20 protein-coding genes are annotated in these 21,734 nt (G+C 39.8%); 10 read left to right on the forward strand and 10 right to left on the reverse strand.

Annotated elements, in window-relative coordinates:
• Nucleotides 1–216 precede the first annotated feature (216 nt).
• The 6 genes from Q0688_RS15240 (at nucleotide 217) to Q0688_RS15265 (ending at nucleotide 7,553) form a co-directional block, all read left to right on the forward strand.
• Nucleotides 217–1,044: a phytanoyl-CoA dioxygenase family protein gene (locus tag Q0688_RS15240; RefSeq protein WP_299078563.1), complete on the forward strand. Its 828-nt coding sequence runs from the start codon at nucleotides 217–219 to the stop codon at nucleotides 1,042–1,044.
• A gap of 30 nt (nucleotides 1,045–1,074) precedes the next feature.
• Nucleotides 1,075–1,842 (forward strand): class II aldolase/adducin family protein, encoded by a 768-nt coding sequence (locus Q0688_RS15245; RefSeq protein WP_299078565.1) that lies wholly within the window; start codon nucleotides 1,075–1,077, stop codon nucleotides 1,840–1,842.
• A gap of 53 nt (nucleotides 1,843–1,895) precedes the next feature.
• Nucleotides 1,896–3,071, forward strand: a complete 1,176-nt coding sequence (locus Q0688_RS15250; protein WP_299078568.1) for a mandelate racemase/muconate lactonizing enzyme family protein — start codon at nucleotides 1,896–1,898, stop codon at nucleotides 3,069–3,071.
• A 103-nt stretch (nucleotides 3,072–3,174) separates the two neighbouring features.
• Nucleotides 3,175–5,484: an MMPL family transporter gene (locus tag Q0688_RS15255; RefSeq protein ID WP_299078571.1), complete on the forward strand. Its 2,310-nt coding sequence runs from the start codon at nucleotides 3,175–3,177 to the stop codon at nucleotides 5,482–5,484.
• On the forward strand, nucleotides 5,477–6,280 hold the full coding sequence (locus tag Q0688_RS15260) for an outer membrane lipoprotein-sorting protein (protein ID WP_299078574.1): 804 nt from the start codon (nucleotides 5,477–5,479) through the stop codon (nucleotides 6,278–6,280). The genes Q0688_RS15255 and Q0688_RS15260 overlap by 8 nt, the downstream gene beginning before the upstream one ends.
• Before the next feature lie 88 nt (nucleotides 6,281–6,368).
• Nucleotides 6,369–7,553 (forward strand): hypothetical protein, encoded by a 1,185-nt coding sequence (locus Q0688_RS15265; protein ID WP_299078577.1) that lies wholly within the window; start codon nucleotides 6,369–6,371, stop codon nucleotides 7,551–7,553.
• Nucleotides 7,554–7,903: 350 nt separating this feature from the next.
• Here the strand turns inward: Q0688_RS15265 and fghA are convergent, their stop codons facing one another.
• Genes fghA through Q0688_RS15280 form a run of 3 tightly spaced genes read right to left on the reverse strand, consistent with a single transcriptional unit; the run spans nucleotide 7,904 to nucleotide 10,347 of the window.
• On the reverse strand, nucleotides 7,904–8,767 hold the full coding sequence (gene fghA / locus Q0688_RS15270) for an S-formylglutathione hydrolase (protein ID WP_299078581.1): 864 nt from the start codon (nucleotides 8,765–8,767) through the stop codon (nucleotides 7,904–7,906).
• Nucleotides 8,767–9,885 carry an S-(hydroxymethyl)glutathione dehydrogenase/class III alcohol dehydrogenase gene (locus Q0688_RS15275; RefSeq protein ID WP_299078584.1) on the reverse strand — a complete coding sequence of 373 codons (1,119 nt, stop codon included), beginning with the start codon at nucleotides 9,883–9,885 and terminating at the stop codon, nucleotides 8,767–8,769. Before Q0688_RS15275 ends, fghA begins: the two co-directional genes overlap by 1 nt.
• A 51-nt stretch (nucleotides 9,886–9,936) precedes the next feature.
• Entirely contained in the window at nucleotides 9,937–10,347 is a 411-nt protein-coding gene (locus tag Q0688_RS15280; protein ID WP_299078587.1) for a hypothetical protein, read from the reverse strand.
• A 201-nt stretch (nucleotides 10,348–10,548) separates the two neighbouring features.
• Here Q0688_RS15280 and Q0688_RS15285 point away from each other — a divergent pair, with 201 nt between their 5' ends.
• Both Q0688_RS15285 and Q0688_RS15290 read left to right on the forward strand, forming a co-directional pair.
• Nucleotides 10,549–11,166 carry an outer membrane beta-barrel protein gene (locus tag Q0688_RS15285; RefSeq protein ID WP_299078590.1) on the forward strand — a complete coding sequence of 206 codons (618 nt, stop codon included), beginning with the start codon at nucleotides 10,549–10,551 and terminating at the stop codon, nucleotides 11,164–11,166.
• A 248-nt stretch (nucleotides 11,167–11,414) separates the two neighbouring features.
• Nucleotides 11,415–12,755, forward strand: a complete 1,341-nt coding sequence (locus Q0688_RS15290) for a serine hydrolase (RefSeq protein WP_299078593.1) — start codon at nucleotides 11,415–11,417, stop codon at nucleotides 12,753–12,755.
• Nucleotides 12,756–12,861: 106 nt separating this feature from the next.
• Here Q0688_RS15290 and Q0688_RS15295 read toward each other — a convergent pair whose 3' ends face one another.
• Nucleotides 12,862–13,731 (reverse strand): amidohydrolase, encoded by an 870-nt coding sequence (locus tag Q0688_RS15295; protein WP_299078595.1) that lies wholly within the window; start codon nucleotides 13,729–13,731, stop codon nucleotides 12,862–12,864.
• A 12-nt stretch (nucleotides 13,732–13,743) separates the two neighbouring features.
• Nucleotides 13,744–14,514, reverse strand: coding sequence for an SDR family oxidoreductase (locus Q0688_RS15300; protein WP_299078598.1), 771 nt, complete (start codon nucleotides 14,512–14,514; stop codon nucleotides 13,744–13,746).
• Nucleotides 14,515–14,639: 125 nt separating this feature from the next.
• Here Q0688_RS15300 and Q0688_RS15305 point away from each other — a divergent pair, with 125 nt between their 5' ends.
• Entirely contained in the window at nucleotides 14,640–15,575 is a 936-nt protein-coding gene (locus tag Q0688_RS15305; RefSeq protein ID WP_299078601.1) for an AEC family transporter, read from the forward strand.
• Here Q0688_RS15305 and Q0688_RS15310 read toward each other — a convergent pair.
• The 5 genes from Q0688_RS15310 to Q0688_RS15330 all read right to left on the reverse strand — a co-directional run bounded on the left by Q0688_RS15310 (nucleotide 15,572) and on the right by Q0688_RS15330 (nucleotide 21,362).
• Nucleotides 15,572–16,021 (reverse strand): DUF2721 domain-containing protein, encoded by a 450-nt coding sequence (locus Q0688_RS15310; RefSeq protein WP_299078604.1) that lies wholly within the window; start codon nucleotides 16,019–16,021, stop codon nucleotides 15,572–15,574. The genes Q0688_RS15305 and Q0688_RS15310 overlap by 4 nt on opposite strands.
• A 182-nt stretch (nucleotides 16,022–16,203) precedes the next feature.
• Complete coding sequence (locus Q0688_RS15315) at nucleotides 16,204–17,739, reverse strand: methyl-accepting chemotaxis protein (RefSeq protein WP_299078607.1); 1,536 nt, start codon at nucleotides 17,737–17,739, stop codon at nucleotides 16,204–16,206.
• A 153-nt stretch (nucleotides 17,740–17,892) separates the two neighbouring features.
• Nucleotides 17,893–19,323, reverse strand: a complete 1,431-nt coding sequence (rimO, locus tag Q0688_RS15320; RefSeq protein WP_299078610.1) for a 30S ribosomal protein S12 methylthiotransferase RimO — start codon at nucleotides 19,321–19,323, stop codon at nucleotides 17,893–17,895.
• A gap of 60 nt (nucleotides 19,324–19,383) precedes the next feature.
• Complete coding sequence (locus Q0688_RS15325; protein ID WP_299078613.1) at nucleotides 19,384–19,728, reverse strand: H-NS histone family protein; 345 nt, start codon at nucleotides 19,726–19,728, stop codon at nucleotides 19,384–19,386.
• Nucleotides 19,729–19,814: 86 nt separating this feature from the next.
• On the reverse strand, nucleotides 19,815–21,362 hold the full coding sequence (locus Q0688_RS15330) for a replication endonuclease (RefSeq protein WP_299078616.1): 1,548 nt from the start codon (nucleotides 21,360–21,362) through the stop codon (nucleotides 19,815–19,817).
• 152 nt (nucleotides 21,363–21,514) lie between these two features.
• Here Q0688_RS15330 and Q0688_RS15335 point away from each other — a divergent pair.
• Nucleotides 21,515–21,734: hypothetical protein (locus Q0688_RS15335; RefSeq protein ID WP_299078619.1), on the forward strand; the 220-nt coding region annotated here is incomplete at its 3' end.

Raw genomic sequence — 21,734 nt, forward strand, 5'->3', positions numbered from 1 at the left:
AAGTTACTGATAACGAAAGTTATATTGATTATTGCTAGTGATTAGTCGCAAACAAAACCCAAATAGTTAGTTAAAATAACAAAATATTAGTCAAATACTATCTACTAATTTAAACATTCAGCATTAGTCGGGCAAAGTTACTTGAAAATTTGTCTTACATAGGCGATCTTGCTTGTCTTATTCCTATTCCAATTTTTAGTATCCAGAGACACATAAATGCTAACAACTGAACAAAAAAATTCTTACCAACAAAATGGATATCTAGTGCTTGAACAGTGTTTTTCTGCCGAGCAGATGAGTGAGCTTAAACAATCAGCCAATAACATAGTGGCGGAGTTTGATCCCGATTCTACACGTTCGGTATTTTCTACTGAAGATCACAGCAAAACCCGTGATGACTATTTTTTGTCTTCTGGCGATAAAGTGCGATGTTTTTTCGAGGAGGATGCCTTCAATGAACAAGGCGCACTACAGCAAGATAAGGCTCTGAGCATTAATAAAATTGGCCATGCTTTACATCAATTGGTACCTGAATTCAAAGCTTTTAGTCATAGTGACACAATACGAGATATCGCACTGGATTTGGGGTTAAACCGCCCGCAAATTCACCAATCTATGTATATTTTCAAACAGCCTAAAATTGGAGGCGTTATTCGCTGGCACCAAGATGCCACCTATTTTTATAGCACACCCTTGTCAGTTGTGACTTTTTGGTTGGCAGTAGAAGATGCCACCATACAAAACGGTTGTTTGCAGGTACAATCGGGCGGCGCAGATATTCCTTTAAAAGAGCAATTTTTACGTTATCCAGATGACAGCACAGAATTGAAAACTTTACATGACATTCCATGGCCCGACGACGACAGTGCTAAACCGTTAGAAGTAAAAAAAGGGACCCTAGTGGTATTTAATGGTTTATTACCTCATTTTAGTGCGCCAAATTTGTCGGATAAGTCACGCCATGCGTTTACCTTACATATTACTTGCGCTGACACCGAATATGCCAAAGAAAACTGGTTACAGGCCACCCCTAGCTTATTGTGATTAATTCTAGCTAAATCTAAAGGAGATAAGGTGTTTCAACTTGAACAATTCAGTCTAAAAGACAAAGTATCGCCCCAAGAATGGCAAACCCGTGTTGATTTGGCAGCATGTTATCGGCTGGTGGCTGATCATCAATGGGGTGATCTTATCTACACTCATTTGTCGGCAAGAGTACCAGACACCGAGCACTATTTAGTCAATGCTTTTGGCTTAACTTTTAACGAAGTAACGGCTTCTAATTTAGTTAAGGTTGATTTACAGGGGAATATTTTAGATGGCTCACCTTATTCAATCAATCCTGCTGGATTTACTATTCACAGTGCAATTCATCAAGTGCGACACGATGCTCAGTGCGTGATCCATTTACATACTAAGGCCACCATAGCCGTGGCCAGTGTCCAAGGTGGCCTTAAGCCTTGGAGTCAATATGCGATGTTTTCATTATCATCACTGAGTTATCACGGTTACGAAGGCTTGGCGGTAAATGATGACGAAAAAACACGTTTGCAAACCGATCTTGGGCAAACCAATCACATGTTATTACATAATCACGGTGGGCTCACTTTAGGTGCCACTGTTGGCGATGCCTTTATGCGTTTTTATGACTTACAAAGAGCCTGCGAAATTCAAATGGAATTGTTGCAAAGTGGTCAGAAAGTAATTGCAATTAAACAAGAAATTATTGATGGCATATACCAGCAAGCAAGCATAGTACATAGCGGTGAAACTGGCGGACAAAAAGCTTGGCCTGCAATGCTTAGACGAGCCTACAAACTTGATCCGTTATTTTGTGAATAGTCTTTAGTTGTGAGGTGTTCGAAGCTTGCAGAATTTAATAATAGGAAAGATCCATGAAAATTAATCGTGTTGAAATTTTTGATATTCATTGCCCTAAACGTCCACCTTGGAATCCCGTTTTTATTCGCATTCATACAGATGAAGGTATTTCGGGTGTGGGTGAAGCGGGCTTGGCTTATGATCTAGGCCATAGTGCAGCAGCCCATATGATTAAAGAAATCGCCGAAGCCATGTTAATTGGTTTTAACCCAATGAATACCGAACTGTTATGGTCGCGCATGTTGCGTGAAAGCTTTTGGGGACTAGGTGGAGGCCCTGTTTTGTATGCGGCGATGAGTGCCATAGATACCGCACTTTGGGATATTAAAGGTAAAGTATTTGGGGTGCCGGTGTATCAATTACTGGGTGGAAAAACCAACGGTAAACTCAGAACTTATGCTAGCCAATTGCAGTTTGACTGGGATAAAGAGTGCACTAAACTGACGCACCCCGAGCAATACGCAGAGGCTGCGTTAAAGGCGGTAGCAGAAGGGTATGATGCAGTGAAAGTTGATCCTATTGTTTATGATCAAGATGGACATTCATCTTTTGATCGCACCAAATTGTTTACTCAACCCCAAATGAGATTATTTGGTGACAGATTGCGCGCAATTCGCACCGCTGTGGGTTCAGATGTCGATATAATATTTGAGTCACACTCACTAATGGGCGCTGCCTCTGCTATTCAAATGGCTGAAGTCATTGAAGAAGTAGGGTGCATGATGTACGAAGAGCCTGTGAACTATCTCAACTCGGCAGTACATAAAAAAGTGGCAGAGAATGTACGGGTGCCTATTGCAGGTGGTGAACGGCTTTATCATCGTTGGGATGTGAGACCCTATTTTGAAGATCAAAGTATTGATGTGTTACAACCCGATGTGGGTTTATGCGGCGGATTCACCGAAACCAAAAAAGTCTGTGATTACGCCGATGTTTACGATATTCGAGTGCAAGCCCATGTGTGTGGTGGCCCGGTTGCTACGGCCGCTAGTTTGCACTTAGAGACGGCTATTCCAAACTTTTTAATTCACGAGCATCACACCTATGCCATCAAAGAGTGGAATAGAGAACTATGTGTACAAGATCCACAACCAGTGAATGGTTTTTTTGAGGTTTCAGAAGAGCCGGGCCTAGGCATTGAATTGAATGATGAAATAGTTTATCGCTCGCCTAATATGGAAGTTAAGTAATACACAGTAAATAGAAATATGCTTAGGCTAATTCTTTGAAAAAGGTTTTTGAAGCGGCGAGTGTTTAGGTGTAGAAATTGAAACCAAAAAGTAGGGGATATAAGTGAAAAATACTTGGTTAGACTTTTCAGTTGAAAGACCTAAAACGGTGCTGGTGATTGGTTTTTTGCTAATCATTGCCATGAGCCTAGGAGCTAAAAATCTGTATTTTCGTGGTGACTTTAAAGTATTTTTTGAAGAGTCCAATCCCCAAAGAGTTGCCTACGAGCGGATGCAAAATAGTTTTAGCAAGAATGATAATGCCAGTATTGTTATTGCGCCAAAGTCAGGTGATGTGTTTACTCTGCAAACATTATCTTTAGTTAAAAAAATGACCGAAGATGCCCTGCAAACGCCTTTATCAAATCGTATTGATTCCCTCACCAATTTTCAACATACCTGGTCTGAAGATGACGACATGATTGTTGAGGACTTGGTTTATGACTTAGCCGACCTTGACCAGCAAAAACTTGATTATATTCGTCAAATCGCTTTGAACGAACCTAATTTAGTTAATCGAATTGTTTCTCCAAAAGGCAGCGTGACTGTTATTAATGTTTCCGTTAATTTGCCCGATGGTGACCAAACCGCCGAAGTGAATATGGTGACAGATTCAGTCAAAGCCCTAACCGCCAAATATAAAGCGCTATACCCAGATCATGATTTTTATCATACTGGGGTAGTGTTGATGAATTATTCTTTTGCATCCTTTGCTCAGCAAGACTTCAGTACCATTGTTCCTCTGATGTTTTTGACGGTAATCATTATAATGTGGTTATTGTTACGAACTGTTGTTGGGGCATTTTCGACGGTAATAGTGATAGCTTCGAGTATCGCCGTCACTATGGGCTTGGCAGGTTGGTTGGGAATGTTTATGAGCACAGCTACAGTGAACGTACCGACTATGGTCATGACGCTCGCTGTAGCCGATTGTATTCATGTGATATCCACCTTGTTATACGGCATGCGAATTGGTAAGGATAAAAAAACGGCGTTGCAATACAGCCTTTCCCTAAATAAAGCCCCGATATTTATCACCAGCGCCACTACAGGAATAGGATTTTTAACCTTAAATTTCTCCGAAGTACCTATTTTGGCTGACTTAGGTAATTTAACCGCCGTAGGGGTTATGTTTGCTTGTATATTCTCGCTGACAATATTGCCTGCCCTGATTATGGTTTTGCCCATTAAACAATTGCCTAAACAAACCTCAAGCAACGAATTGGGTTATACCGAAAGGTTTGGTGAATGGGTGATTAGTCATCACAAACGCATATTGCCTTTTACATTAGTGGTTGCCGTTGTTGCCATTGGTTTCTCTTTTAACAATCAGCTAAATGACGTGGCCACTGAGTATTTCGATGAAAGTACCGATTTTAGGCAGTCAACGGACTTTCAACAGCAACATTTAAGCGGCATGACCAACTTGGATTTTGCCATTTTTACTGATGAAGATTCAGGCATTAATAATCCCCAAACCCTGCAACATATCGATGCGTTTAGCGAATGGCTTAGAACCTTGCCAGAAATCGATCATGTCACGACTATTACCGATACCTTTAAGCGTTTGAATAAAAACATGCATGGAGATGCGCCCAATTATTATGTGTTACCTGACGACCGCGAATTAGCGGCTCAATATTTATTGCTGTACGAAATGTCACTGCCTTATGGGCTAGATTTAACCAATCAATTGGATATGAATAAATCTGCCACTCGTGTGGTGGTGATGGTTAAAAATGTAGGCAGTAAGGAACTAACGGCACTGGAGAACAAAGCGCAACAGTGGTTTGCCCGTCATGCGCCCAATTTAACCCTTACTGCGGCAAGCCCAGGATTAATGTTTGCCCATATTGGTGAAACTAACATGGCCAGCATGTTAGAAGGCACCTTAGTAGCCCTAGTATTAATATCTGGCCTGTTAATTTTTGCCTTAAAATCTTTCAAAATAGGGTTAATTAGCCTTTTGCCTAATTTACTACCCGCCGGTATTGGATTTGGGTTTTGGGGGATATACTCAGGGAATGTTAATCTAGGATTATCTGTAGTATTAAGTATGACGCTGGGGATCATTGTTGATGATACCGTGCATTTTTTGAGTAAATATCGTCATGCTAGAGTTAACGGCAATGATGCCGAACAAAGTGTACGTTACGCTTTTGCCAGTGTTGGTAGGGCATTGTGGATCACCACCTTAGTGCTGGCCACTGGATTTTCGATTCTGATGCTGTCACCATTTGCCTTGAATTCAGAGATGGGCTTATTGACTGGTGTGATTATTGTTATTGCCCTAGCCGTTGACTTCCTATTCTTACCACCATTCTTAATGGCATTCGATAAAAATGATATTAAACAGGAGCTTACTCATGAGTAGTTATCTAACATCTCCCTTCGTAAAAGTGACTATAGTTATTGCCTATTTAACCTATTCAATGGGCATTTTGGCCGAAACAGCTCAAGAAAAAGGTCTGGCGATTGCTAAGGAGCAAAAACTAAGGGATAAGGGCTGGGGCGATAGTATCGGCAATATGAGTATGATATTACGTAATGCCCAAGGGGACGAGGTAGAGCGCAAGATGCGCCTTAAATCCTTGGAAATAGTCGATGATGGCGACAAAGGGTTAACGATTTTTGATCAACCATTAGATGTAAAAGGCACCGCGTTCCTCAATTTCTCCCATGCCATTGAACCCGATGATCAATGGATGTATTTACCTAAGTTAAGCAAAGTGAAACGTATCCGCTCGCGAAATAAGTCTGGGCCTTTTATGGGCAGTGAATTTGCCTTTGAAGATATGAGTTCTTTTGAAATTGAAAAATTTAAGTTTAAGTATCTACGAGATGATACTTTTGATGGGCAGGCTAGCTTTGTACTACAACAAGTGCCCACCGACAAGAACTCTGGTTATTCCAAACAAATTGTATGGGTGGATAAAGAACACTATCGTGCCCTGAAAATTGAATTTTATGATCGTAAAGGTAGCTTATTGAAAGAATTAGTTAATTTTGATTTTAAGCTGTACTTAAATAAGTACTGGCGTCCAATGCGTGTAGAGATGTTTAACGAGCAAAACGGTAAAAGTACTGAGCTTATTACTCATGACTTAAAATTTAATACTGGGTTATCTCAAAGTGACTTTAGTAAGGGAACATTAAAGAATGTTCGATAACAAATTTATAATGAAGCCAGTATTTTGAAGTAGCTTAGGTATATACTATTTTAATGACGTTTTTGTTTAGCTTTATAAAGGGTGCACATTGAAGATTTTATTTTCGCTTATCGCGCTTTTGCCCACCTTAGCGTTGGCAGATGTTGAATTTACTGGTGGCGCTGGGGTTGAACAGCGTTATTTTTTTCAAAATGCACTCTATCCTCAACAAGAAAGAGCTAATCTATCGGCCTATTTTTCTCCCGAGTTATACACTTCATTCAATAGTGGAAGTGACAGCCTACTATTCAAAGGTTTTTACCGTTTCGATCAACAAGACGAAGAGCGTACTCATGGTGATATACGCGAATTAAAGTGGACCCACAGCGGTGAAGAATGGGAAGTACAAACCGGCATCAGTAAAGTCTTTTGGGGACAAACCGAATCATTGCATCTAGTTGATATTATTAATCAAACCGATGGCGTTGAAGCCTTTGATGGTGAGGATAAATTAGGCCAGCCTATGGTGGCTTTCTCGCTATTTAAAGAGTGGGGCGATACCACATTTTTTGTTTTACCTTATTTTAGAGAACGAACCTTTGCGGGTGCTGATGGCAGGCTCAGGGGGGAGTTAGCAATTGATACCGACAACCCTATCTTTGAATCAGAAGATGAAGAGAAAAACCTCGATTGGGCCATCAGGTGGCAACATACTTTAGGTGACTGGGAAGTAGGCTTGTCATATTTTGATGGTACCTCCAGAGAGCCCGATTTTGTATTGGCCATGAATGAACAATTAGAACCTAGCTTACGTCCTTTTTATCCGCAACTTCAACAGGCTGGCATAGACATTTTGGCGTTGATAGGGGGGTGGACAATCAAATTTGAAGGAGTACAACGTAAAGTAATGGAGCAAGACTACAGCGCTTTTGTGGGTGGTTTTGAGTATTCATTTGTTGGACTCTTTGACAGTGTTTACGACATAAACTGGCTAATGGAATATCAATACGATAATCGCGATGACCTTACTAAAGTGGCAGCACAAAATGATTTAATGCTGGGTAGCCGATTGGTGTTCAATGATGTCGATGGTACTGAAATACTATTGGGCATGGTACAGGACCTTGATTATTCCAAGGTTAGGTCGGGTTTTATCGAAGCCTCTAGTCGTATCAATGACCATTGGAAATGGCGAGTGGATGCATGGCTATTTTCTAGCGATGAACCTACAGAGCCCACTTATATGTTTCGTCGAGACGATTATGTGCAATTGAGTGTTGAGTATTATTTTTAAGAGCAGCTTTGAATTTCGAGTAACGAGCTATTAGGAGTCAAAATCAGGCAAGCGACCGCCATGGATGGCGGAAGGTAGAATAACGCAGGAGCAGTTATCGAGATGCCTGTAAGCGCCAGCGCATGCTTTTTTTATGCCCTAGCGGGCACTGCCATCCGTGGCAGGTTTCACTAGTGAAGCTGCGAGTTTCGAGCAACGAGATTTAAAAACGGTTTCATATGATTCTTGCTGATCAGTTAGGAATACCCACCCACATAGTTTATTTTATACTTCGTCATTCCCGAGTGCTTTTATCGGGAATCGCTTTTTGCTCTAACTAACTCGTATCTCCTAGCTTCCTAGCTTAAACCTCATAAATACTTAGCGTGAAACCTTAGGTGTTCTTCAATAAAACTAGCGATGAAAAAGTAGCTGTGATCATAACCATTGTGATAACGAAATTCGGCATCGTATCCAAGTTCTAATGCCACGCTCTCTAATGGTTTAGTGAGTTTCTGGCTAAGATAAAAATTATCATCTAAACCTTGGTCAACTAACATAGGAATATGCAGGAATTTGCCCTGTTGACGCATTAAGGCACAGCTATCATATGCCTCCCAGTCTTGTTGATTGTCACCCAAATAGTGACTAAACGCCTTTTGTCCCCATTGACAATCCATGGGATTAACAATTGGGGCAAAAGCAGATACAGAGCAATATTGTTTCATGTTTGATAGGGCGATAGTCAGCGCACCATGGCCCCCCATGGAATGTCCAGCTATTGCGGCTTTTTCTTTTACCTTAAACTCTTTGTTAATCAAAGCAGGTAATTCATCCACTATATAATCGTACATTTTATAGTGCTCAAGCCATGGCTCTTGGGTGGCATTGAGGTAAAAGCCGGCTCCTAATCCTAAGTCGTATGCAGCGTCAGCGGCATCAGGAATATGCTCACCCCTAGGGCTAGTATCTGGAATGATTAACATTATGCCTAATTCGGCCGCTACCCGCTGTGCCCCAGCTTTTGCAGAAAAGTTTTCATCGGTACAGGTTAAGCCGCTTAGCCAATACAGGGCAGGAAGTTTCTTATTAGAATCGCTAATAGGTGGAATAAACACACTAAATTGCATATCGCAATTCAGTACAGCCGATTTATGACTGTAACGTTTTTGCCAACCACCAAAGCATTTGTTGGCGCTGAGCTCTGCTAGCCCAGTTGCGCTTGCATCTGCCATTAGAAATGCACCACAGTACGGATAGATTTACCTTGATGCATAAGGTCAAAGGCAGAATTGATGTCTTCTAATGGCATAGTGTGAGTAATAAAAGTATCTAACTCAAATTCGCCGTCCATGTAGCGTTGTACGTAATCGGGTAATTGGCTGCGACCTTTTACGCCACCAAAAGCTGTACCACGCCATACTCTGCCTGTAACAAGCTGAAAGGGGCGTGTGGAGATTTCTTGGCCTGCACCGGCCACACCAATAATTATCGATTCGCCCCAACCTTTATGACAACACTCTAATGCCGAGCGCATCACATTGACGTTACCGATACATTCAAAAGAATAATCAACGCCTCCTTCGGTGATATCTACAATCACTTCTTGAATAGGTTTGTCATAGTCTTTTGGGTTGATAACATCAGTGGCACCGAGTTGTTTGGCGATATCAAACTTATCTTCATTAATGTCGATGGCAATAATGCGCCCCGCTTTGGCCATCTTAGCGCCAATCAGTACAGATAATCCAATGCCACCTAAACCAAATACGGCTACTGTGTCGCCTGGTTGTACTTTTGCTGCATTGGTTACCGCGCCCATGCCAGTTGTTACGCCGCAGCCTAATAAACAGACTTTCTCCAGTGGTGCCTCTTTAGGAATTTTAGCTAGGGCTATTTCAGGCACCACTGTATGCTCTGCAAAAGTGGAGGTGCCCATATAATGATATATAGGTTGGCCATTGATGGAGAAACGACTGGTGCCATCAGGCATCAAGCCTTGGCCTTGGGTATTACGTATTGCTTGGCACAGATTGGTTTTACCTGACAGGCAAAACTTACAGTTCCCACATTCAGGGGTGTATAAAGGAATGACATGATCGCCTACTTCAACTAGGGTAACACCTTCACCAACCGCTTCAACAATGCCAGCACCCTCATGGCCCAAGATAGCTGGGAATAGTCCTTCTGGATCATCTCCCGATAAGGTATAGGCATCGGTATGGCACACACCTGTTGCTACTATTTTTACTAACACCTCACCTTTTTGTGGCGGCGCCAAGTCGACTTCTTCTATTTTTAGAGGTTCACCTGCTGCCCAAGCAACTGCTGCGCGAGTTTTGATACTTTGCATTATTTAGTCCTTACTTCTTTTGTGTCTAATACCCATAATGGGGGAATTTGGTTATAAACAATATCCAAGTAAACGAATATTATCGTCTTTCCAGATCACATCACTGATCTCATAACTGTTTTGGCAAAGTTGCTCCTTTGCCAATCTTAGCTTTAAAGCCTGTGCCGCTTGATCTTCTAATTCTAGTTTAGTTTGATTGTCGGCTTGCAAGGTTAGTTTATTGGGTCTGTGCTGTGATAAACGGGGAAGGCTATTTGCTGACTTTATTTCGGCACGACCGTCTCTGAGCAATGACTCCCTTGATGTATTGTGCCAAGAAATACCGTATACAAACTCAGTTTTTCCTTGTGAGGTTACTCTAGAATCAAATTTTTCATCTGTCATTATAGGTGGTTTTTCGGTCGCGCATGCACTCAGCAATAACCCTATGGAAAATAACATTAAAAAAGCGATGTTAGGCAAAAGACACTCCTGATTTGCGTTTAGAGGATTAATTCTAAACAGGGTCATGGTGGATCGCAATTTGTCTTTATATTTTGATGTTAATCTAAACAAAAAACAGATGATTTATACAAGAGTATCAATATATTAGTTGCTGCGCTCTTGCAGCAGAGATTGAATGTAGTATGGTATTGTGATGAGTAAGTATTATGGAAATTTAGTGTGTTAAAAAAGCAAATTGGTTTACTGATACTAAGTTGCATAGTGAGCTTACACTCTTTAGCTGCAGATAATCTTTATACTGTGTTTTCAGTGGGTTACTCGGATTTGGAGTTTACCGAAGAGGCTAACAAAGGCTTGGGTTATAAGATGGCCTTCGGGTATCAATTTAACCCGCAGTGGTATGTTGAAGCCGGTTATCAGCAACTCATTCATAATAAATTATATACAGTGGAATTGCCGTCTGCAGTTGATTTCAATAACAATGAAAACTTACAACAAGGAGATGCTTTATTTCTGGCGTTTCTTGGTAAAGCTTCAAGCCCAATTGGTGAGTTATTTTATCGTTTAGGCGTACTAAAAACAGATGTTAGGGGACAGCAACTATTTGCGGGGCAGCGAGAATGCGAGTTCGGTCAAGGCAGTGTTGTAGATATTTCTGAAATTGGTACAGCCACTATGTGCGATTATGACGAAAGTGGTATCGCGGCTGCCATTGGTTTAGGTTTTGATTATTTTGTTGGAGTACGCACTATGTTGCGGTTTGAAATTGAATATATCAAAGGACAAGATAATTTAACGGTAGCAAGTGCTAATCTAGGTCTGCGTTATAATTTTTAAGCCATTCAAACTGTGAGTCATTGCTTCTAATATGATGTCAACTAAGGAATATTAGCCCATCTAATAAGGCGCTATGGATTTTTAGTGCGTCCAATGTATACTAATTTTGTTGTTTTCACCCAATCGTCTTCTAAATTGTAGGGATGATGCTGTGAAAGCTATGTATATTATTGCATTGCTTAATTGACGATTAGTTTAGTTAAGTGTTTTTTATCTAATTACAACCCAGTAAAACATTGGAATATTGCATGCCAAATAATAAATTGAAACACTATCAGTCTGTTAGCACCTTTATGTTGTCTGCTTTTGTACTATTTGCATTAGCATTACCAGCTTCTGCAAAGGATATACCTAGTAGAAAACCTAGCCGTGAAGGGATCTCCCAAGAGCGTTTAGATCGTATTACAGACCAAATGAATAAAGCGGTTGAAGATGGTGCCATGGTAGGTGGTCTTGGACTGATAGCTCGTAACGGTAAAGTGGTTTACAGAGAAACCTACGGCATGAGCGATAGAGAGAGCAACAAAAAAATGGAAGACGATACATTATTCCGTATTTACTCAATGTCTAAGCCTATTACCTCTGTTGCCTTGATGATGCTATATGAAGAAGGTAAATTTTTCCTAAAAGACCCAGTGGCAAAATATATTCCAGAGCTTGCCAACCTACAAGTAGCTGTGTCTACGGCTGATGGTGAAACCTCTATAGTTTCTGATGGCACTATTACTAAAACAATTGGTGAAGGCGATAAGTCAAAAGAAGGGCAAACTCGTCAACCAGCTCGTCAACCAACTATTCGTGACTTAATGCTGCACACTTCTGGTATGACATATGGATTCTTCGGCAAGACCGAAGTCGACAAATTGTATATGAAAAATGCGGCAATGATGGCGCCAAATAGCGATTTGAAAAAGTTTGTATCGGGTTTAGGTAAATTGCCTTTGCAATATGAGCCAGGTACTAAGTGGCACTATAGTGTGTCAGTAGATGTGCAAGGCCGCTTAGTAGAAGTGCTGTCTGGTATGTCTTTTGGCGAATTCTTAGAAAAGCGTATTTTCCAACCACTTGATATGCAAGATACTTTCTTCAGAGTACCTAAAAACAAACTAGCTCGTTTTGCACAAATGTACTCACCATCAGCTAAAGGGCTAGTTCCTAGTCCAGCGCAATCAAGCTATAGCTACATGGAAGGGGCAACATTTGAAAGTGGTGGTGGTGGTTTAGTGTCTACTGCAATGGATTATCTTAAATTTAGCCAAATGATGTTAAACGGTGGCCAGTTAAACGGTAAAAGATTGTTATCGCCGAAAACAGTTGAGCTAATGACAGCAAACCACCTTGCAGGTTTACCTATGGGTGATAACCCAGGTGTTGGGTTCGGTTTAGGTTTTGGTATTTCTCTTGATCAAGGTACTGTAGGTGAAGCCGGTTCTACAGGCTCTTATAGCTGGGGCGGTGCCGCAGGTACTAAGTTCTGGATCGATCCTCAGGAAAACTTAATTGGTATCTTTATGGTGCAAAATTTCCCTCCTGTAGTTGACGTAGGTGAAAAATTTAAAGTGATGACTTATCAAACTATTGTGAAGTAAATTTAATACTTAGTTACTTAAAATCCCAATGTGGCAACACACTGGGATTTTTTTATGACCAGTGACTAATGGTTAGCCAAATGGCGATTGGTACTAGTCTTTATCGCTAAAAATTGTACCAGTTTAATGCGTTACTGTAGCTGATCCTCTCAAAACTGATGGCGCTTATGTGTTGTAAATTGGCATACATATCCCATATTTTTGGATAAGGGATTGTTAACAAACACAAGGGGAAATTACTCGCTAACATCACTCTTGTATCGCCCAATGTCGCTATGCAGTCTAGTACTACCGTGGCCACATGTTCCGCTTTCCAGTGCCTATTCGACATTTCCCAGCCCGACAGCTTGATCGCAATATTGTTACATCTGGCCAGTTTCTGTAGGTTTAGTTGCCATTTTTTTTGTCTAATTACATCACTCCTTAAAGGAGGCCATCCCGCATGATTGATAATTATCGGGATTGTGTTGTTGCTGTTTGCTAATGTGATCAAATGCGAGATAGCGTCACAATCTGTTAATGATAGCTGCACATCAAAGCAGAACTTCATTTCGGCTAATAGTGCAAAATGTTGCCGAGTGCGTGAAGAACTAAGCACTTTATTAGCTTGTTCATCGAGAATATTGCGGATCCCAGTCACTGAATTACGTTGCTGTAATTGCGTTAGATGAGCTTTGAATGAAGAGTCACTGATATCTGCATAAGCCATAGTTTTAAATGGCATGCGGCAATGTTGTTGCAACCAGTCTATTTCTCGCCAAGGTTGTTGGTTGTCAAACCCCGCTTCAATGTGTACAAATCCAGCTAATTCTAGGGGCGTGTGTAGGGTCAAATCAGATTCTGAAAAACTCTTATTGATTAGATGTTTATCTTCCCAAAAAGGCGGGTTTTGTGGTTTAAGCCAAGCGTATTCACCTTGTTGCAAGTTGAAAAAGTGCAAATGAGGGTCGACAATTTTAGCTATTGCTTTATGCAAAATATACGGCCATTACTGGGTTGTGTAGCCGCCATCTATCACCTGTAAACTGCCAGTGATAAATTTGGCTTCGTCTGTCGCCAAAAAGTAAGTAAGGGCTGCAACTTCGCTGGCTTTTCCAAGGCGACCAATGGGTTGTAGTGCTGCTTCTTCAGCGTGAACCTGTTTGATATTAGCTCCAGAGCTAGCCACATAGTTATTTATTGCTTTGTGATACAGCGGTGTTTCTATGGTACCTGGGCATATTGCATTGGCGCGTATTTGATATTTGGCATAATCCAAGGCCGTGGTTTTAGCCATAGATGCCAACGCGGCTTTGCTTAGGTTATAGGCAAATGAATTATGTTTAGCTATCAGTGCTTGGTCAGAGGCCATATATAAAATCACCCCGTTTTGTTGTAATTTCATTTGCGGTAATACCGCTTTAGTGGCCGCAATAGCGCCTTTTACATTTAGCTCAAATACTCTGTCAAATTCTTGATCGCTGGTATCTTCAATATTGGCTGAAAAATGCATACCTGCGTTGGAAACCAAACAGTCGACTCTGCCATATTGCTTGATATTGCTCAATATAGCCTGAGTGACATTGCTTGACACACTCACATTACACTGTTGCCACTCAATGGCACTTGATTGGCTAGGGTTTCTCTGAATATCCAAATTTACCACTAGGTAACCTTGGCTACTAAATTTATGGCATACAGCTTCTCCTATGCCATAGCTGCCGCCAGTGACAATACAAACTGGTTTCTGTGTTGAGAGTGATGGATCTGACTGAGACATCGAGGCTAATCTTAAGATAAAATCATGTTGCTAGAGTAAAGCATCAGCGCTTGTTGACCAAGTATAAATATAGGCTTGGTATGATACTGTTTTGTTTATTGGCTGTTTATTTAGGAAAATTTTTTATGCTTAGTTCTTTAACGTTTGCCCTAGAGGTAACGTTACCCATTAGCCTGATTATTGCCTTAGGAATATTACTAAAACGTATTGCTTGGATCACAGATGAATTTGCGAAAACAGGATCTGACCTTGTGTTCAACCTGACACTTCCATGTTTATTGTTTGTGAATATTGCTACCACAAACCTCACCGAACAGTTTCCAAGTTCTTTATTGATTTTTGCAGCTTCTACCATGACATGTGCATTTCTCATATTCCATTTGATGGCTTTTGGTATTGCTAATCCATTTGCAAGAGGTGCATTTGTACAAGGCGCCTGTAGAGGTAATATGGCTATTATAGGCTTGGCATTGTCGGTAAATGCATTTGGGGAATCAGCTTTAACGGTCGCTTCTATGTATTTAGCTGTCTTGGTTGTGCCCTTAAATATTTTTTCTATTTTGACCTTATATTATCATCAAGAAAAAGCGCCAAGTGTAAAGGCAGTTGCGCGTAGTGTATTGACTAATCCTTTGGCGATAGCCATTACGTGCGCAATAACGGTGTCATTGTTGCCTATTTCAGTGCCCAAACTGTTATTAGATACGGGTAATTATCTTGCCAAAATGACCCTGCCTCTAGCACTACTTTGTGTAGGTGCGAGTATTCGTTGGCAAGAATTTTACACTTCAAGGATTTTGTATTGGGCAATTGGCGGTAAAATAGTGCTTATTCCAGTTGTGGCAACGGCTCTTGGGTTCTATTTTGGGCTAAGAGGGGAACAACTCGGTGTGCTCTTTATGATGACAGCTGCGCCTACTGCAGCCGCTGCTTATCCAACAGTAAGAAGTATTGGCGGAGATTATCATTTAACCGCAGCAATAATTGCTGGTAGCACTTTAATGTCGATTGTCACTTCAACCTTAGGATTGTTCTTATTGCGTGAGTTGCAATGGGTTTAATCGTCAAAGACTTCTTTGCCAATTTGTAAGTTTCTGGTGGCAAGCTGCACTTCTTTTAAAAAAGTCAGTAATGCGAAAATCAATAAAAATAAGGCCACTATAAACAGGGTGACTATGATGGCACTTAAGTTAAAGGTCCAAAAATCACCTAAAAATAAAAATACCACCACTGCACACACAAACAGCGCCGATGCTGTACACAAGCCTATTGAGCGGTTTATTAGTTTAATTCTACGCCATAAGTTTTTTAATTCGTTTTCAGACTGTTCTAAAAACTCAGGGTTTTTGATGGTATGAACCCGTCTTTCCATGATCCTTGCTCGGTCAACTATTCTGCCTAACCGCCCCGACATAACATTTAAAAACCCTGCGATACCGGTCAGCATAAAAATGGGTGCCACAACAATTTGTATGGTATGGGCTAAATCGTTAACTGTTGCATCCATTATTATTACCTTTTAATCATTTGCCTTGAGTAGAAGGGTTTTACACCTTAAACATTAGCCAGAGCTTAGTGATAAATACCCCCAAAAGTCTTTCTCTAGCTTTTGAGACAATCACCATTGTCTAAGTCAAACTATGCGACTAAAAAATAGTAGCAACTGTAAGTATTTTGTTTTAACTACCATTAACTATTAAAGGCTTGTCCCAATGAGCCCAGTGCATTAGCTCTGGTTTGAATTTCACTGGTTTCTTTTTCAACAGTATTCGCTTGTTGAAGATTGTTTTGAGATGCATCACTTATATTGGTGATGTTGCGGCTAATTTCTTGTGAGACCATGCTTTGCTCTTCAGAGGCGGTTGATATTTGTATGGCCAAATCAGAGATATCCGAGACCGATTCGTATACTTTATTTACAACATCTCGTGCTTCTGACGCTTTCTCAACACAGTTGTCGGCTGAATCTTTGCCCTGTGCCATGGTTTTTGACCAAATAAGTAATGTATTTTGTATTTCAGATATAGATGTTTGTATTTGCTCAGTGGCAGAGTGGGTTCTGCTTGATAATGCGCGCACTTCATCGGCAACAACAGAAAAACCTCTTCCGTGTTCACCTGCTCTTGCGGCTTCAATGGCAGCATTTAGCGCAAGTAGATTAGTTTGATCGGCTATGCCTTGAATTTCATGCATTATACTGCCAATTTTCTCTGCCTCTTCTGCTAACTCTGAGGCTGATGAGGCTGATTGCGCCACTTCTTGCGCCAATACATTCACTTGATCCATAGTGTGCTGCATGGCGTGAGTCGCTGTTTCACAGTCAGTATGAGCTTGATTGACTTTTTGTGATGTAAAAGTGGTATTTTTCGCTACTTCGTCAATGGTGCTGACCATTTCCTCTACGGCTGTAGATACTTGGTGTAATTCAGCGGTTTCTTTTTCCGCCCCCTGTTTCGCCTGTTTTGCGGCTTCAGACAAATTAGTGGCTCCAGATGACAGTATTTTACTGCTATCAAGAATACGTCCTAAAATCGTTTGTATTTTCCCTTCTGCTATTTTTGAGTGAAAATCAGCAATGCTTTGAGGCTTATTTCCAGAATAAATAATTCGAGAAATACTGTCGTAGTCCGAGGTTAATTTTTTAAAATAACTAGGTGTATCAATTAGCTCATTTTTAAAAATTATAAATGCTAAAAAGGGCACTAAAAACATAATATATGGTATGTATAACGCCGTGCCTAAAATGGCAAAACTTGTGATCCAGTAGGCGATGCTTTTAATTTTGGAGCTTTCGTACCATTTACTTAAAGACTTACCTGCTTTTATAGCCTGATAGCCTTTAATGGCATTTTGTTTGGTTTGTTCATTTAATCTCGTTCTTACTGATTGGTAACCAACTAGGCTACCTTTTTCAAATATAGGAGTAACAAAGGCATCTACCCAATAATAGCGGCCATCTTTGCAGCGGTTTTTAACAACACCGCGCCAAGGTAAGCTTGCGGATAGGTTTTTCCATAAATCTTTAAAGGCTTCAGAAGGCATATCTGGGTGACGAACAATATTGTGGTTTTTTCCAACTAGTTCTTCGATGCTAAACCCAGCAACGCGGCAAAACGCAGGGTTAGCATAGGTGATCACCCCCCTCTTATCCGTCGTGGAAATTAATTCTTCACCTTGTTGAAAATTAATTTCCTCATTGATAATGGTTTGGTTTCTTCTGCTCATTGTACGTCCCTTAGAATGTGACTAACATTTTAAAATTGGCTAAAAATCAATTGAATATAGTGAATTTTGATTGTAAATACTAGAAAAAATAATCCCAATGTTGTAACTCAATAGCAGGTGTATTCTACGGCGCGTTGCCATCTGGTTCACCACTTATTCCTCCACTTTAACTCCCCACAGGTCATGTTCATCACTATGAATGATTTGTGTCCAGATAATATCGCCCGGTGTTACATCAAATTCGTCGGTTAAATGTACATTGCCGTCGATTTCTGGGGCATCGGCATAACACCTGCCTACGGCACCTTCTGGGGTCACTTCATCAATAATCACTTGATATTCTAGGCCAATTTTAGCTTGTAACTTTGCGGTACTGATTTGAGATTGTTTCTGCATAAAACGGTCGTAACGGGCTTGTTTGATGTCCTCGCTAACAGGATCAGGTAAGTCGTTGGCTTTTGCGCCCTCGACATCTGAGTACTTAAAACAACCAACGCGATCAAGTTGGGCTTCGTCTAAAAAGTCCAGAAGCATTTGAAAATCTTCTTCGGTTTCACCAGGGAAACCCACAATAAAGGTTGAACGAATCACAATATTCGGGCACACCTCGCGCCATGCTCTAATGCGCTCCATAGTGCGCTCGGCCGCTGCAGGGCGTTTCATTAGTTTTAAAATGCGTGGGCTGGCGTGTTGAAAAGGAATATCCAAATAGGGCAGTACTTTACCATCAGCCATCAAAGGCATGATTTTATCTACCGAAGGGTAGGGGTACACATAATGCAAACGCACCCATATACCCATTTCGCCGAGTTTTTCGCACAGGGACTTCATATCGGTTTTCACAGGCATGCCATCCCAAAAATCGGTTTTGTTTTTAACATCCACGCCATAGGCGCTGGTGTCTTGAGAAATCACCAACAATTCTTTTACCCCAGCATTTTTTAGGCGTTTAGCTTCGTCTAAAATACTGCCAATTGGGCGGCTGACTAGATCGCCACGCATCGAAGGAATAATACAAAAGGTGCATCTGTGATTACAGCCTTCAGATATTTTTAAATAGGCATAGTGACGCGGCGTTAACTTAACCCCAATATCTGGCACCAAGTTTAAGTAAGGATTATGCACCGGCTGGGGTAAATGCTCATGCACTTGATTCACCACCTCTTCGTAAGCATGAGGGCCAGTAATCGCCAACACATTAGGGTGTACCTCACGAATTTCATCTTCCTTTATACCCAAACAACCGGTCACTATCACTTTGCCATTTTCGTTAAGGGCTTCGCCAATAGTATCCAAAGACTCCTGCACCGCCGAATCGATAAAACCACAAGTATTCACTATCACTAAATCAGAGTCGTTGTAGGTAGGCACCACATCGTAACCCTCAGTACGCAACTGAGTTAAAATACGCTCAGAATCCACCAAATTTTTAGGGCAGCCGAGGCTACAAAAACCAATCCTTGGTGCTTTATTTATTTTATGACTACTTTTGGTAGACTTAGAGTCCTCGCTAAGTAGTTGAATTGCTTTACTAGGAGAATCTAAAGTTGTGGTTTGTCTAGGATCGAATTTTTCTACAGTCATTTATGAAGTCTTTATAATTAAATTATTTAATTTTTGAATTATATCAGATAAGGAATAAATTTATATTTTATACTTATCTAAAGTACCTTCTTCTTTAGCTTCTCTAGCCCATTTAGGTGATACGCCTCTACCAGACCAAAAAAACTCTTTACCGTTTTCATCAACATAACGGTACTTCGGTTCGACCTTGCTACGCCCATCTGAAGCATTAATATTATATTCTGTATGTGTATGCAAAAGTGCAGCTTGGTCTATTTCAATACCTCGTTGCATGGCAAACTCTTGAATTTCTTTTATTTTTTTTATGTGTTCATCTTTGCGTAAACTTACTTCCTCTTCGAGTTTTGTTAGTTGTTCGAATGTAAGGTCTTTAACAGAAGACAATAGTTGCTCGAAGCTCATCATTATTATGAACCTTATATTTAAAATTTTTGCAATTATATTGGATTAATTAAATAATTTTAAGGGTTATTTAATTAATAAGTATTAAGTTAACTAGAATTAGTATAAATAGTGTTTCCCTCTTGGACAATTGTATTTAACTCCCGCACTTTAGGTTGATAAACATTTTTAAATTTATTTAATACCGATTCTTTTAATGTGATTTTAGTGCTGTTATCTAACTGTTTTGCATAGTTACTGTTATTCAAAAGCAAGATTTTTTTTCCTAGTACAACTCCTACAGTTTTATTGCACTCTTCATTATATTTATTTTTATATTTTTCCTTAAAATAAATATCACCAGCTTTAAATTCTGATTCGATATTTTTAATTGAAATTAGAAAATCAGTAAATGCCCTTTTTTCATTAGTGCTATTACTTTTAAACAACTTAGTGTTTGTCTGACGCATTGCTAATATAAATTTACCACTAAAATTAAACTGGTTCATTCGATTAGCAAGATCAGTCTCTGGATTGTCTTTTAGAAGAGTGTTTCCTTCGTGAAAAGCTTTGTATATTTTTCTTAAAAAGCGCCACTTAGTAACGCCAGCAAGGATACCAAACTTTTGATATGCACGTATCCCTGTAGCACAACGCCATGCATCAATTCTTTCCATAGCGTCATTTTCTGGTGCTCGTTCTCCGTCAGTTTTGATATCTTTAATGTATTGTTTAACAGCAACAGTCTTTACTAGATATTTAGTCATATAAGTCGTTGGCGCAGCAGCTTTTGGATCTTCTTTTTTAGTGCGAATAACATCCAGTTTTAATGCTTTGGCGGAATGTGAGAAATGTTTATGACACAAAGAAATAGTTTTATCCAAATTCTTTGGGGATACATATAATAAAACATGCCAATGCGCTGTGCCGTCGCGGTGTGGCTCGACAACTCTAAAGCCGAAGATATCGCCTTTAGATTTATATATTTTATTTGTACAACTAGATAGATCTTTACCAAAAGCTTCCCATTTTTTATTGATATATGCATGAGATTGTTTGGCATAGCTTCTATTCCAAGAGTTATGTCCATCACTTGGATTAGAATGAAATCTTGCTGGAGCCGTTATTGTAAGAAATAAGGCTTTGTATCCAAGATCTGTAGCAAGTTCCTGCATTCCCAAACACATAACATATAGTTCACTAAAACGCTTACGAGAGTCCATTGTTAGCTCAATTAGCTGTTTCACACCATTTGGTGTGGGAATAGATTTAGTCATGAGAAACTCAAGACTAGCAGCTAAAGCTTTTTTTCTTATTTTGAGTGTTGCATCTCCTGCATAACTGATAGGTGCCTCACCGCCAATCACACGTTGAATTTGCTCATTGTGTAAACTCTCCCTCAAAACTAGCTTTAATAGTCTTCTTCTTATAAACGATGGGTTAATTAACCTTTTAAAGACATTCTTCTTAGAATAAGGTAAAAACTCTTTTGTCCACCTACCGAGTACCTTTTCAATATTTTGCAAACCAAGTTCTTTAATTGAGTTCGCAAGTAAAAAAGCGGCTCCCCTAAAAAATTTCATTTCCTTATACCGATAACTTACTAAACAATTAGGAAGAGTAAATATCTCAATTTCTCTTTTTAATTCTTTTTTCATTAAAACCTTCTTAATTTTGATTTATATTCAAATAATTTAATATACTAAATATATAATAATATTTAAAAAAATAAATATATTAAAATATATATTGATTTATATTTAAATGTATATTAAATTTAAAGTCAAGTTAAGTAAAAAGGTAAATTAAAATGCAAATTCAAAAAGTAAAAGTATATTCAGTTTTAAATAGATATGGCTCGTCTAAAAAGACAGGTAAAGATTACAACTTCTATCAAGCATTAATAGAAGCTGGACAGAAAAGCTTTAAAAATGTTGAAGCGTTCGGAATAAAGTTAGATGAAATTTTTATCCCTGAATCTGAATTTGAAGCGCTCAAAAAGCATGGCGTTTTCCCTGTTGAATGTGAAG

The sequence above is a fragment of the uncultured Paraglaciecola sp. genome, assembly GCF_937123705.1.
Taxonomy (GTDB): Bacteria; Pseudomonadota; Gammaproteobacteria; order Enterobacterales; family Alteromonadaceae; genus Paraglaciecola.

Excerpts from the sequence above, each read along its gene's own strand:
- Q0688_RS15240 (WP_299078563.1), top strand. The coding sequence starts at position 217 with ATGCTAACAACTGAACAAAAAAATTCTTACCAACAAAATGGATATCTA.
- fghA (WP_299078581.1), bottom strand. The coding sequence starts at position 8,767 with ATGGCAGATGCAAGCGCAACTGGGCTAGCAGAGCTCAGCGCCAACAAA.
- Q0688_RS15290 (WP_299078593.1), top strand. The coding sequence starts at position 11,415 with ATGCCAAATAATAAATTGAAACACTATCAGTCTGTTAGCACCTTTATG.
- rimO (WP_299078610.1), bottom strand. The coding sequence starts at position 19,323 with ATGACTGTAGAAAAATTCGATCCTAGACAAACCACAACTTTAGATTCT.
- Q0688_RS15305 (WP_299078601.1), top strand. The coding sequence starts at position 14,640 with ATGCTTAGTTCTTTAACGTTTGCCCTAGAGGTAACGTTACCCATTAGC.
- Q0688_RS15260 (WP_299078574.1), top strand. The coding sequence starts at position 5,477 with ATGAGTAGTTATCTAACATCTCCCTTCGTAAAAGTGACTATAGTTATT.
- Q0688_RS15250 (WP_299078568.1), top strand. The coding sequence starts at position 1,896 with ATGAAAATTAATCGTGTTGAAATTTTTGATATTCATTGCCCTAAACGT.
- Q0688_RS15300 (WP_299078598.1), bottom strand. The coding sequence starts at position 14,514 with ATGTCTCAGTCAGATCCATCACTCTCAACACAGAAACCAGTTTGTATT.
- Q0688_RS15315 (WP_299078607.1), bottom strand. The coding sequence starts at position 17,739 with ATGAGCAGAAGAAACCAAACCATTATCAATGAGGAAATTAATTTTCAA.
- Q0688_RS15275 (WP_299078584.1), bottom strand. The coding sequence starts at position 9,885 with ATGCAAAGTATCAAAACTCGCGCAGCAGTTGCTTGGGCAGCAGGTGAA.
- Q0688_RS15330 (WP_299078616.1), bottom strand. The coding sequence starts at position 21,362 with ATGAAAAAAGAATTAAAAAGAGAAATTGAGATATTTACTCTTCCTAAT.
- Q0688_RS15325 (WP_299078613.1), bottom strand. The coding sequence starts at position 19,728 with ATGATGAGCTTCGAGCAACTATTGTCTTCTGTTAAAGACCTTACATTC.
- Q0688_RS15310 (WP_299078604.1), bottom strand. The coding sequence starts at position 16,021 with ATGGATGCAACAGTTAACGATTTAGCCCATACCATACAAATTGTTGTG.